The organism is Amorphoplanes digitatis (assembly GCF_014205335.1).
Classification (GTDB): Bacteria; Actinomycetota; Actinomycetes; order Mycobacteriales; family Micromonosporaceae; genus Actinoplanes; species Actinoplanes digitatus.
On record NZ_JACHNH010000001.1, the window covers coordinates 2,453,379 to 2,466,030 of the forward strand.

9 protein-coding genes and 1 pseudogene are annotated in these 12,652 nt (G+C 70.3%); 2 read left to right on the plus strand and 8 right to left on the minus strand.

What is annotated here, in order from left to right:
• The first annotated feature begins 2 nt into the window (after nucleotides 1–2).
• The gene (locus tag BJ971_RS10660; RefSeq protein ID WP_184992062.1) at nucleotides 3–818 is read left to right on the plus strand and encodes an SDR family NAD(P)-dependent oxidoreductase; all 816 of its coding nucleotides are present in this window, start codon (nucleotides 3–5) and stop codon (nucleotides 816–818) included.
• Here the strand turns inward: BJ971_RS10660 and BJ971_RS10665 are convergent.
• Nucleotides 815–1,435, minus strand: coding sequence for a hypothetical protein (locus BJ971_RS10665; protein WP_203709047.1), 621 nt, complete (start codon nucleotides 1,433–1,435; stop codon nucleotides 815–817). The two genes, BJ971_RS10660 and BJ971_RS10665, sit on opposite strands and share 4 nt — an antisense overlap.
• Nucleotides 1,436–1,866: 431 nt before the next feature.
• On the opposite strand from BJ971_RS10665, the pseudogene BJ971_RS40605 reads away from it, so the two are divergent.
• Nucleotides 1,867–2,670 (plus strand): annotated as a pseudogene (locus tag BJ971_RS40605) (alpha/beta fold hydrolase); the annotation flags it as partial.
• Nucleotides 2,671–2,775: 105 nt separating this feature from the next.
• On the opposite strand, the gene fxsT reads toward BJ971_RS40605, so the two are convergent.
• The 7 genes from fxsT to BJ971_RS10700 form a co-directional block, all read right to left on the minus strand.
• A complete protein-coding gene (gene fxsT, locus BJ971_RS10670; RefSeq protein WP_184992064.1) occupies nucleotides 2,776–6,732 on the minus strand; it encodes an FxSxx-COOH system tetratricopeptide repeat protein in 3,957 nt (1,318 codons plus the stop codon).
• Nucleotides 6,729–7,961 (minus strand): FxsC protein, encoded by a 1,233-nt coding sequence (gene fsxC / locus BJ971_RS42035; protein ID WP_184992066.1) that lies wholly within the window; start codon nucleotides 7,959–7,961, stop codon nucleotides 6,729–6,731. The genes fxsT and fsxC overlap by 4 nt, the downstream gene beginning before the upstream one ends.
• Nucleotides 7,958–8,677, minus strand: coding sequence for a TIR-like protein FxsC (locus tag BJ971_RS10680; RefSeq protein ID WP_184992067.1), 720 nt, complete (start codon nucleotides 8,675–8,677; stop codon nucleotides 7,958–7,960). Before BJ971_RS10680 ends, fsxC begins: the two co-directional genes overlap by 4 nt.
• Complete coding sequence (locus BJ971_RS10685) at nucleotides 8,674–9,486, minus strand: AAC(3) family N-acetyltransferase (protein ID WP_184992068.1); 813 nt, start codon at nucleotides 9,484–9,486, stop codon at nucleotides 8,674–8,676. The genes BJ971_RS10680 and BJ971_RS10685 overlap by 4 nt, the downstream gene beginning before the upstream one ends.
• Nucleotides 9,487–9,557: 71 nt before the next feature.
• Nucleotides 9,558–11,255, minus strand: coding sequence for an aKG-HExxH-type peptide beta-hydroxylase (locus tag BJ971_RS10690; RefSeq protein WP_184992069.1), 1,698 nt, complete (start codon nucleotides 11,253–11,255; stop codon nucleotides 9,558–9,560).
• The gene (locus BJ971_RS10695) at nucleotides 11,252–12,448 is read right to left on the minus strand and encodes an FxsB family cyclophane-forming radical SAM/SPASM peptide maturase (RefSeq protein ID WP_184992070.1); all 1,197 of its coding nucleotides are present in this window, start codon (nucleotides 12,446–12,448) and stop codon (nucleotides 11,252–11,254) included. Before BJ971_RS10695 ends, BJ971_RS10690 begins: the two co-directional genes overlap by 4 nt.
• Nucleotides 12,449–12,451: 3 nt before the next feature.
• Entirely contained in the window at nucleotides 12,452–12,634 is a 183-nt protein-coding gene (locus tag BJ971_RS10700; RefSeq protein ID WP_184992071.1) for an FxSxx-COOH-like cyclophane-containing RiPP peptide, read from the minus strand.
• Nucleotides 12,635–12,652: the final 18 nt, after the last annotated feature.

Sequence of the window (12,652 nt, forward strand, 5' to 3'; positions counted from 1 at the left end):
TCATGAAGAACCTTTCGTCGTACGGCGGCTGGGCGGTCGTCACCGGCGCCTCCTCGGGCATCGGCCTGGCGTTCGCCCGACGATGCGCCGCCGACGGTCTGAACGTCGTGCTCGCCGCCAGGTCAGCCGACCGGTTACGGGCCCTGGGCCGGGAACTGTCCAACGTTGATCACCGGGTCGTGCCGGTCGACCTGAGCCGCCCCGATGGCGCGGCCGACCTGCTGTCGGCCACCGCCGACCTGGACGTCGGCGTGCTGGTCTCCAACGCCGGCAACGGCACACCGGGACGCTTCCTCGATCAGGAGCCGGACGACCTACGGCAACGGCTCACCCTCAACACCGTGACCCACCTCGAACTGGCGCACGCCTTCGGCCGGCGATTCGTACAGCGAGGCGGCGGCGCCATCGTCCTGGTCTCGGCCCTCGGCGCGATCCACGGGCTGCCGAACATGGCACACGAGAGCGCCTCCAAGGCGTACGTGCTCAATCTCGGCGAGGCACTGCACCACGAACTCGCCGCCTCGGGTGTCAAGGTCACCGTCATGCTCCCGGGCAACGTGGACACCCCGATCATCGACCGGTTCGGCGTCGACCGGGCAAGGCTGCCGATCAGCCCATTCCCCGCAGGCAAAGCCGTCGACCAGACCATCCACGCCCTACTGACAGGACGAGCGACAATCATCCCCGACCGCCGGATGCGCGCAGCCACCCGACTGACCCCACGCGGCGTATCGATCCGCATGAACGGCCGAATGCTCGCCGCGGCGTCCGCAAACCTCGCCCGCCACAAGACACCGGCCCACGAGGGGGCGGACTAGAAGATTTCCGGTCGTCCCTGCTCGGACGGGGACGGCGGCAGGAGCCGGGAGGTCTCGCCATTCACCAGTGGGGTGAGGTCACCGGCGGCGGCCGCGTCGGCCAGCAGCCGCGCCGCCTCGAGCAGCACGCCCCTGAGCGCGTTCAGGTCGTCCCGCAGCAGGGCTGCTTCGGCCCATGCGCGCTCATGCGCGAGCGGCGGGACATCGTCCGGGCGGGACATCTCGTAGTCGGACAGCAGGGGGTGCCACCGGGCGAGCACGGGGCGGATGGCGCCGTTCAGGATCGCGAGCGCGATGGCGCCCAGCGAGAGGCCGGGTGTCGACTGACGCGACCTCCCGCCGAGGAGCCGCATCGCCGGCCGCCGCCGCGGAGAGGCCAATGACGGCCCGCCCTCCCGCAAGATCTTCCTGGTGGCGTCGAACAACGAGTACATCGAGGTGAGTGCCTCGCGCAGGCTGCCGTCATCGGGACGCAACTCGACCACGCCGATCCGGGTCACCATCTCGACGTAGATCTCCCACGCCGCTTTCCGCTCGGCGACGTCCGGCTCCCAGGTTCCGCGAACGTCGCCGACGAACGGGATCGCGAGGCGGACGCTGACAGAAGGTCGACGCAAGCGAATCTCCTCCGTTGATCGGCCTCTCGATGCTGCCGGTTCAGCGTATAGCGGCAGGGCCATTCCGCTGATCGCGATCGAGTGATGCCGGTCAATCACCGCAAAGGCGCCCGGGCTGTCGCCGCTGCACAGTAACGAGGCAGGCACCCGTCCGGTCGCCGTAACTTATCCGTCATCCCGACGGAAAGGTGGTTCTGGGGACGGGGGCGTACTATCGTCGAGCGCTCACCTGTGGGCCGGCGGCGACACGCCTTGGGCGTTCAGGCTCGCGAGGCGGCCGGTGCACCTAGCATCAACGCGGAAGCTTGATCAAGGCTATCGGCGACAATTGCCTTACCATCGACCTACGCCGATTCTTGATCCGACGACGATACGATCCGGATCCGTTCCGGCCTTGACAGGAGGACTGGGTGCCCGACCCGTCGCACGAGGTGAAGGCCGCCGATGGACGCCTCCTCACGGCCTCCGACGCCGGCCCGGCCAACGGGCGGCCGGTCTTCCTCCTGCACGGCACCCCTGGCAGCCGCACCGGACCGCGACCGCGGGCGAGCGTCCTCCACCGGCGTGGCATCCGCCTGATCTCGTATGACCGGCCGGGATACGGGCGCTCCGATCGGCACCCGGACCGGCGGGTGGGCGACGCCGCCGCGGACATCGCGGCGATCGCCGACAGCCTCGGCCTCAAGCGCTTCAGCGTGGTCGGCCGTTCGGGAGGAGGGCCGCACGCCCTGGCCGCCGCGGCGCTGCTGCCGGACCGGGTACACCGCGTGGCCACCCTGGTCGGCATGGCGCCCAACGATCCCGGGGTGGACTGGTTCTCGGGGATGACGTCGGAGAACGTCAGCGAGTTCGCCAAGGCGAGCGACTCGGACCTGTCGGCGATTCAGGTACGGCTGCTGTGGAAGGCGCTGCGTACCGCCGCCGAGCCGCGCAGCCTGCTCGACCATCTGCTGCCGCAGATGACGACCACCGATCAGCTCGTCCTCAACGACGCGACGATCCAGGCGCTGCTCGTCGAGGCCTATAAGGAGGCCGTGAGGAGCGGGCCGTACGGGTGGATCGACGACGTGGTGGCCATGCGTCGTGACTGGGGATTCAAGCTCGACGAGATCGATGTGCCGGTCCGGCTCTGGCACGGAGCCGACGACAACTTCGCACCGGCCGGGCACGCGCGCTGGCTGGCCGGGCAGATCCCCGGGGCGATGCTGGATCTGGTGTCCAACTCCGCCCACTTCAGCGCGATCGAGGTCCTGCCGGACATGCTGACCTGGTTGGCCGACGGACTGGCCAGGGAGCCGGTCCCCGGCGGCGCCGAGCGGCAGCCGCCGGGAGCCCAGCCGTCAGTACGGCAGTGGGTCGATGACCCGCCGCTGGAGCCGGCCCTGGCCGATCGCGGACACCAGCGGGTGGTCCTCGGAACCGCCGAGGCGGTCCGCGAGGCGCTTCCGGACGTTCTGGAGAACGGCGCTGTCCGCGCGCTTGGCCCGCACCTCGACGAGCGCAATGTTGGCGAGGCAGCACAGCGTGTCCGGATGAATGTGCCCTAGGGTGCGGACGAGCCGCTCGGCCGCGCGGTTCAGGATCTCGAGTCCCTGGTCGATCGCTCCGCACTCGGCCGTGCTGACGCCGAGATTGGTCTCGGCGGCCAGCGTGTAGGGATGGTCGCTCCCCACGACCGAGGCGAAATCGAGCGACGCTTCCGCGGCCAGATCGCGTGCCGCCTGAGGATCACCGCTGTCCAGCCTGGCCATCGCCATGTTGTTCAGCGCGACCAGCGTGTGCGGGTGCTTCGGGCCGAGGTGGTTGCGGTAGGTGTCGTATACCGCGTGCAGTTCCGGTGCCGCGAGGTCGGTGCCGAGGCCCAGCTGAGTGATGGAGCGGCTCAACCGGCAGGCAAGGGTGTCCGGCGCGTACGGGAACTCGTCGCTGAGGCGGCTGTACGCGTGGTCGAACAGGCGACCGGCCTCGGCCAGCTGACCGAGGCTTCGTAGCGAGATGGCCAGGTTGACCTCGGCGTTAAGCGTTTCACGGCCGTCCGGAGACACCTCGATGTACGAGTCCGAGACCGTCAGGAGCAAGGTCGCCGACTTCTCGTACTCACCGGCCTCGCGCAGGTCACGGCCGACGTGACCGAGCGATTGGAGCGTATGCGGGTGGCGCGGACCGAGCAGGTCGGCCCGCCCTTGATAGGCCTGCTCGTCGAGTTTGAGTGCCTCCCGGTAGTCACCGATCAGCCGGTACGAGGTGGCGAGGTTGTTCAGCGCGGCGAGAGTCCGCGCGTGGCGCTCGCCGATCACGTCCTGCCAGGACGCGTAGGTCTTCTTGTCCCGCTCCAGCGCTTCCCGGTAGTGCCCGAGCCCGCGCAGGTCGCCGGCGACGCTGCCCGCGGTGATCAGTGTCAGCGGGTGATCTTCGCCGAGAAGCTTCTGCTGCTCCACGAGTACCTGCTCGTCGAGCTTCCGGGAGGCGTCGAACTGGCCGAGGCTGCGCAGCAGGTTCGCCATGTTGAAACGCAGGTGGAGCAGTTGGCCGCGCAGCGTCTGCCGCACGTCCTCCGACACCTCCTTGTCGCTCTCCATCTCGGTCAGCCGGCTGGTCCAGACCTCCTCGGTCTGCCGGGCCCGGTCGAGGCCACGCTGGAAGTCTCCGGCGACCCAGAGGTAGCGGACCCGGTCGATGAGCAGCTGACGGACCGCGGGCGCCTCAGACGTGACCGCATCCGAACGCTCCAGGTGCGGCCACAGGACGCGGAATCGATCCCAGGTCTCCGGGTCCTCGACCTCGCCGCCGGGACGGGACCGGGCCAGCACAAGATGCACCTGGTGACGGGCCTGAGTCTCCTCTTCCTCCGTCATTCGCGAACGGACCGCATGCTGGACCAGACGATGCACGGACATCCGGCCGCTCGACGCCTCGCCTCGTGGTTCGTCCGTACGTGGTTCCACGCGCGCCAGCGCCAGCCGATTGATCTCCTGCACCATGCGGCCGCGCAGCAGGCGCTCGGTGAGGCTCGGGTCGAACGGCATGAGCGCCTGCGCCATCTCCTCGCCGTAGATCAACTCGAGCGCGACGCCGGTGTCCATCACGGAGCAGAGTTGCAGCAACCGGTAGGCGGCGACCGAACGTTCTCGCAGCCGGTTCAGCGAGAAGTCCCAGATGACCTGAACCGACTGCGCCTGGACCTGCTGGTTGGGAGTCCGCTCGACGCCTTCCGGCGCCGGCAGCGGAATGGTGTGCGGTCCGCGTTCCTCGACGTCCTGCACGAACGAGGAGACCTTGAAATCGGTCTCGGCGAGGAAGGCGGCCGCGGCCGCGACCGCGATGGGCAGGTCGCCCAGCAGGTCGGCGAGACGGTTCGCGTCGACCGATGTCATCGTCGGCGTCCGGCTCACGAAGTGCTCGACGCTCTCCCGGCGGGCGAAGACGTCGATCGGTACGGTCTGGGCCCGGTTGCCCCACTGTGGGTTTCGTGAGGTGACGAGTACGTGCCCCGGCCCGGTCGGCAGGAACCCGTCGATGCGGCTCGGTTCGTCCGCGTTGTCGAAGATCAGCAACCATCGTTTGTGCGGCTCGCCCCGGTTGAGGGCGTCCAGCACCTTCCGTGCGTTCTCCGGCGCGACCGTGCCCAGCTGGAGGCCGAGTCGGCGGCCGAGGTCGGTGAGCTGCGCGTCGACGAACGCCACCGGCTCCGCGGTGACCCACCAGATGACGTCGTAGGCGGTGCGGAACCGGTGTGCGTACTCCAGGGCGATCTGGGTCTTTCCGATGCCGCCCATGCCGTGCAGCGTGACCGGCTTCGCGACGGACAACACGATCGCCCCGCTGTTGCCGAGTTGCCGGCGCAGGGTCCGCAGTTCCTCCTGGCGACCGGTGAACCGGGCGTTGCGCCCGACCAGGTTCGAGATCAACGGCTCGTCACCCGGGAACCGCGGTGCGCCGGCTCTCACCTGGGCTGCCGGACCGACCTCCAGCCGGCCGACGAGCCGCAGGACCGCCTCGACCGCGGCGGACTCGGACAGGCCCACGAGGAAGATCGAGTGGTTCGTCGAGACACGTTGCACGGCCGGGATGTCCGTCACGTACACCGCCAGCGCGCTGAGCGGAGCGCCTAGCGGCTTCAGCTGGAGCGACGGATCGTTGGCGGCCCAGCCCGACATGATCAGAAGATCACGGCAGCCGGACGTGTCCGCCCGCGGATCCGCGACCGTGTCGACCACGCGGACACCGGCCGCGGAGAGCACGTGGCCGAGCCACTCGGACCACACCGAGTCCTCTTGGGCGTACTTCAGCGCGATGTCCATCTCGGCCACGACGGCCCGGCGCTCGAACTGACCGTTGACGGCCCGCCGCAGGGCCGAATCGATCGCCGGCATCTTCTGGACCGCGCCCTCGGTGAGCTCCTCGGTCAGCACCTCGTACGCGGCGAGCAGGGTGCCGGGCGTCTGCGGTGAGTCGGCGAACGTCGCGAGCACCTCCTCGTACGCGTAGAACGCCTGGTAGGGCACGTGGACCCGGCTCCAGTAGCGGTCGCGGTCGGCCCGGCTGTCGAAGGCCGGAAGATCGCCGAACCGCTGCTGGGCGATGAGCCGTCCGGCATCGGACTTGATCTTCTCGCCCGGGTCGAGCCGCATCGGCACCGGCAGGATCCGCATCCCGGGCTTCTCCGCCAGCACGAACTGGGCGACGGTGGCGGCGCCGTCGATGCCCTGCTCGTTCAGCGTGAAACAGTCGAGCAGCATGTCCGGCAGCTCGATGGTGCAGATGTCGGCGACGTCGCTGTACCCGGTGCGGCTGTCGATGAGGACATAGTCGTACTGCTCCTTCATCGTGGCGCGCAGGGCCTCGAAGAAGAACTCCCCGCCCTGTCTCTCGTAGAAGTCGTCCCAGTCGACGCTGTGGATCTGTTTCGCGTAGTCCTTGCTCAGCTTTCCGGCCGGGAGCAGATCGAGCAGCCCACCCTCCGGGAACGCCGACCAATCGAGGTGGATCACCCGGTCCCGCAGGTCGGCGAGTCTCCGGACGTCGGGCTCCTCACCGTCGCCGAACTGCTTCATCCGTGAGGTCTGGAAGTCCTGGATCAGCCCGATGACGCCGCGGTTGGTGCGGATCTCGCGCCGGCCGACGAACGGCGTGTAGTACCGGTGAAGGCCCGGTGACTCGAGATCCCAATCCACCGTGAGTACCCGTTTGCCATTCGATGCAAGGATCCATGCGACGTTGGCCAGCGCCATGGTGCGGCCCGTTCCGCCCTTGAACGAATAGAACGTCACTACCTTGCCGGTCTGTCCTACGGTCATCGGTCATCGCCTTCCGTGGCGCCTAGGCCGTTGTCGTTCTCCCCGAGCCGTCGCCGGCGCCGGTAGTTGCTGGGCATCGCCCTGAAGAAGCTGCGCCGGGCGCGGATGACCAGTGTGGGCATGAGATTCATGAACTGATCGAGTCCGTCGGCCGCCGCGATCGCCGGATCGGCCCCGGCGTCAGAGAGCATAGCGACGGCGTCCGCCCGCGCCTGCGCGGCGCGCGCCGCGCCCGGGCCGTCATCCTCGTCGGTGATGGCCAGCGGAAGGACCCAGGACGGCATTCGTTTGAGAAGGCCCTGGAGGGCGACGGCCCTGCGCCGGTCGGCCACCTGCCATGCGTCGATGAGCAGGATGGACGGTTTCCCCGACCAGAGCGGCTGAGGGACGGTCCCGGCGGTCACCGTCGCGTCGAAATCGAGCCGTTCGGTCACCTGCCGGGCCTGCTGCGCGATCGGGATCGGGCGGGTCAGCGCGAACGGGGACCAGTCGGCCATCGTGCTCCCGTACGCCGCGGGGTCGCTGCCCGGCGGCACCTCATCGGCGGTCCCGGCGAAGACGGTGATCACGAAGTCCGCCGCCTCCGGGGTGGCGGGGCGGGGCTCCGCCGGGCTCGACGCCGACGACGGGCCGATCGGCGACTGTTCCGCGACCGCGACGATGCGCCGGGCGAGGCGACCCATGATCCGGTCATACGCCTCGCGGTACTCGGCCACCGTGTCCGCCGCACGGGTGTCCGGCCCGACGTCGGTGCTGGCGATGTCGCAGAGCGCGCCCAGTCCGAGCTCCGCATAGTGCGGAATGTCCTCGCCGAGGTCGGCGCCGCCCTCGGTCATCTCCGGCATACCGGGAGGCAGCGGCATCCAGCGTACGGCCTGGATGTGTTTCGCCGGGTCGGCGTGCGCCGCCTTGATCCGTTGCACGAAGGAGCTGTGCTCGCGCCGCGTCCACGAGCCCGTGGCGTACCGCGGGGAGTACAGGGCCACCAGGACCTCGGCCTCGCCGAGTGCCCGGCTCACCTCGGTTCCCCAATCGTGCCCCGGCGCGAAGGTCTTGTCGTACAGGCCGATCCGGCGGGACGGGTCGCCGGCATACCGGCCGACCTCGGCGACGAGGTCGGTGAAGAACCGGTCGACGAGCGGATCGCTCCGCGCGGGCCCGCCCTCGATCGGCACCTGTGCGTAGCTGACGAAGAAGTAGGCCCCGGACGAGCCACCGGGCGCCGTCACCGCGCACCGTCCGTGAACGATCGGCGCAGACCCTGGGTCGACCTCGACCTCGGCGGCAGGACCTCGAGAGCCGCGCAGGTCTTCTGGATCTGCCGGGCGATGGACCACACCACGGCCAGGTATGCACCCGGATCGACGTACGACATACCGAGGACTCCTTCGGATTCGTACAACTGAGTATGTTCCGGTGTCACCACCGGTGGCGGGCCGAACCTCTGCACCTCGGACACCATCGGCGGCATCGGCCCGTCGACCGGCGTCCACAGCACCGGGATGATCGCCGTCGCGGACGGGCCGCGGGTCGCCGCCGGCCGGGCCCGGACCGTCCGGCGGGAGAAGTAGTCCCACTCCATCGGGCACCACTCACTGCGCCGGAGGTACGGCGACGAGAGCAGTGCGACGAACACCCGGGCCTTGCCCAGGTTGCGCAGCAACTCGTCGCTCCACCGGTCGCCGGCCTCCATGGTGACGTCCATCCAGCCCGCGTCGTCGCCGGCCTGCAAGGGCAGTAGTTGCCGCACCCGGTCGTTGAGGTCGGCGAACAACTTCATGACCCCGCTGTTCGGATCGCCGCGCTCGCCGGCCGCCGCCGGTTTGGCCCGGGCATAGCTGAGGAAGAACGCCGGGCCGGACAGCAGGCCGTCGTCGGCCGGCGGCTCCGGGACCGGGGGCCGCGGGTCGGCACGCGTGTTGCCCCACCAGCGTCGCGGGTTCATCCGGCGGCTGCCGGGCGGTTCCGGTCCATCCAGTCGGCGGCGAAATCGGCGGCCGCCCGAACCGGGAACGTCATGGCCGTGGCGGCGCCGGCCCTGCCCACGATCACGCCGGCCGATCGCGCGAAGTCGTCGCCCAGCGCCCCGAAGTCGGTGTCATCGAGGTGGATGTCGGTGAATGTCAGGGACTTGCGGCCGGCGGCGTCCTGGACGAAGCAGCGGTACTCACGGCGGGGAGCCGGCCTGCCTCGTCGATACTCACCGAGATGGAAGGCGGTGCAGCTGTCGAGGCCGACCCCGATGAGAAGGACTCGGGCGCCGGCGACGTCGAGGGCACCGAGGGGTGAGCGTTCACCCAGATGGCAGTCGAGATCATGCACCGACATCCACTCCGCGGCACGCGGGCCGACCGCGGCGAACGACGTCTGCGGGTGGGCGGAACGCACGGCGCCGGGCAATTCCCGAACGTACTCGGCGAGCGCGCCCATCTCGTACGACTCGGTGCTGGCCGCGTCGAATCCCGGCATCCTGTCGATGTAGGACTCCACCGCGGCCGGGTCGAGCTGCCTGGTCGCCTCGTGGAAATCGCGGCTGCTCAAGGAGTTGTTGGACGTGTGGGTCAGCACGACGATCGTGGTGTCCGCACCGGTGGCGGCGACGAGCGCGGTGAAGAGCGTCGCCGGACCGTTTGCCAGCCGGCCGATCTCCTTGAGGGACGCCTGGACAAGCACCCCCGAAGCGCCCGCCAGCCCCAGCTCCCCGAGATCCGCGGCAAGTCTGGCGGCGTCCAGTCCGGTGTGCACCGATGCCATGGGCTCGCCATCCTGACCGGTATGGGCACGCCTCGCGGCGACGTGCGCTCCTACAGATCGTTCTGCTCGCCTCACCGATAGTACTGAGCGCTGTCAGGGGTGTCACCAACCTGATCGTCGCCCTCGGCCACCCAGGCGGCGATGCGTACCGGATCACGGTGTTCCGTCGCCGCCGGGTCGGCACGGCCGGCGAGCAGCACGGCACGCACGATCTCCGGGCGTTCGATGAGCGCGGTCGCCGCCGGGCCGCGGCCCCGCAGGGTGAGCTGGTGGGCCAATGCCGCCCAGGCCTCCTCGTCGTCCGGGTCGGCCGCCACCGTCGCACGCCAGGTGTCCAGCTCATCGCCGTCCTCGGACGGTGCGCCGCGTAGGGCGGACCGGCGGACCGCCGCGCCGATGCGCGTATGCCGCGCCGGCTCCGGGTCGGCCTGTTGCACGATCGGAGGCGGCAGGACGGGACATCGTTCGCCTCGTAACAGCGAATCTTTGAGTGACTCCGGCAGATCGGGCGCCGTGCCGCGGTTCCGAAGCCGCCATCGCACGGCATCGGCCGTCGTCACCTGGCGAGCGGCGGCCGCCAACTCGGGCGACGGATCCGCGCGCCACCAGTCCTCCGTGGCGCGCCACATGCCGCGTACCAGTCGCCGGCCCGCCGGGGTGAGCTCGGCCGAACGTCGTAGCGTCCCGATGGCCGCGGTGGTGACCTCGCGCCAGAACGCGAACTCGAACCCCGAGCCAGGGGACCCGTCGTGTCGCCAGCGGACCGCCCAGTAGTCGGTCACGGCGGCGTGCGCGTGCACGCCCTGGAGCAGCGAGCGAACCGGTCGCGGGTCGAGCCGCCACGGCGCGTGGTGCAGCTCGCGGGCCGGCTCCTCGGTGAAATCCGCGAGGTCGAAGGCGGCGTCCAGCAGGTTGTGCTGAAGCTCGTGCATGACCATCAGCGCCGTCGCGTGGGGGTCCGGCATGCGGCTGAGGGCCACGCTGCCGAAGGCAAGACTCGACGACGCGCCGGCGGCGCGCTCACCGTCGCCGGACTGCTCCGGGTCGGCGAGCGGCACCACCGCGCGCAGGCAGGTGCGGACGACGAGGGCGTAGCCGGGATGGTCGGCGGCGATCAGGCGCCAGGCCTTGTTCAGGTGGGACTGGAGCGCCTCGACGGCGTCCGCGCCGAGCGGTTCGGCCGGCCGGTGGTCGAAGCAGGCCCGGTCCGGGTCGTGATCCTCCAGGTCGATGCGCCACGACGGGTCGTCGCCGAGCGTGAGGAAACGGTGCGGGCTCCAGCGTGACCCGGCGCCGGGAGCGGTCCGGTGCGGACAGCCCACCGAGAACGCGCCGAGGTCGCCGGTCACCCGGGCGGTGCGGCAGTGCAGGTCGCGTGCGGTGCCCACACCGGGCAGGAACAATGAGCCGTCGGTGTCCGGGACGTCGATCGAGAACCGGAGACCGGCTCGGATCGCCGCCGCGGCGGCCAGCGCCCGCACATATCCCGCCTCCTTGGGCGTCCGCAGGGCGCGCACCGCGGCCGCCCCGGCGAGCGGCCTGGTGACCAGCTCCTCGACCTCGGCGGGCGCGGCGCCGGCAGCGCGGGCGAGCAGGGCGAAGGCCTCCGCCGCACCGCGGTCAGCCAGTTCCGTCCGCAGCGCGAGGAGCAGAAGCCGGCGCCGGGCCGCTTGGCCGACCCGGAGCAGCTGAAGGGTGGCGGCACTCGGCCGGCGGAGCGCGAGTTCGTCGATCTGGTCGCCGGACAACGCGAGTTCGGGCAGGTTCATTCGCCCGCACCGGACCTCGCGGCACGCAGGTCGGCCTCGATCCGGATCTGGACGTGCTCGATCAGCCGGCGCAGGTCCGCGCTGAAGACCGAGGCGCGGGTGAATCCGTCCCCCGGCGCGTACCGGTGGGCGAACAGGCCGCCGCCGCAGACGCGGACCACCGGGCACCGGCGGCACTCCGGGCCCAGGCCGGCCAGGCCGTGCCGGGCGCCGGCCACGGCCACGTGCCGGACGACGTCGTCGATCGAGTGATCGGCCACCGACAGCCCGGTAGCTCCGCCGTCGCCGCCCGCCGTCTTGAGCGCGTCGTGACCCTCGAACGACCCGTCGCTCTCGACGACGATCGCCGCGGCCGGGTCGAGGCCGAGCGTGTCGGTCAGGCTCGGCCCGCCGAGCGACAGCGAAATGATCGACTCGAACATCCGGATCATGGTCTGCGGCGGCCGGGCGTCGTACCAGCGGTCGAAGACGGGGATCAGCCATTCCGCGTACGGCGTCGGCCTCGCCGCGCCCGCGGCGACCTCGACGCCGGGCGGCGGATGTTCCCAGTTGCCGTGCGGCAGAAGGAAGTCGATGGCCGGCGGCTCGTGCGAGAGCAAAGCCCCGAACGTGCGGAGCGGGTCGTTGCGCAGGTCGACGGTGCAGAGCAGGCCGGCGTAGATCCCGCGGTTCGCGGGCCGGCGCAGCGCGCCGATGCCGGCCACAGCCGCATCGAACGAGCTGCGGCCGGACCCGTAGCGGCGGTGCCGGTCGTTGGCCCGCCGGTCGCCGTCCAGGCTCACGCCGACGCCCACGTCCCACCGGCGGAACAGCTCGAGGAACTGCTCGTCGAGAAGAATGCCGTTGGTCTGCACGGCGAAGGTCACGCGGCAGCCGGACGGCATCGCGGCACGGAAGGAGCGCATCGCCCGCTCGAGGGCCGGGGCTCCCGCCAGGAGCGGCTCGCCACCGTGAAAGATGACCCGCACCGTGGGCAGGTGGTGCCGCAGGGCATGCTCGGCGAGCCGGAACGCGACCCGGTCGACGACCTCGTCGGCCATCCTGACCGGACGATGCCGCCAGCCTTGATCGGCGGCCTCGTACATGTAGCAGTGATCGCAGGCGATGTTGCACCGTTCGTGGATCTTGAGGACGACCTCGCGAACCGGCGCCTCGCCGTCGTCCTCAGGGTGGTGGGTCGACCCGCCCCGCATCGATCAGAACGCGGAGCTGAACGGTGAGACCTTCGGCAGCCCGGAGGGGCCGAGCTCGCGCTCCACCATGCGCCGCACCACCTCGGTGAGGGTGGCGTCAGGGGACTCCGTCAGCAGTTCTGCCAGTGCCGGCCGGGTGACGTCCACCAGTCCGTGACACGACAGACTGTCCTTGATTTCATCCATTGCACCTGCCTCCTCGAG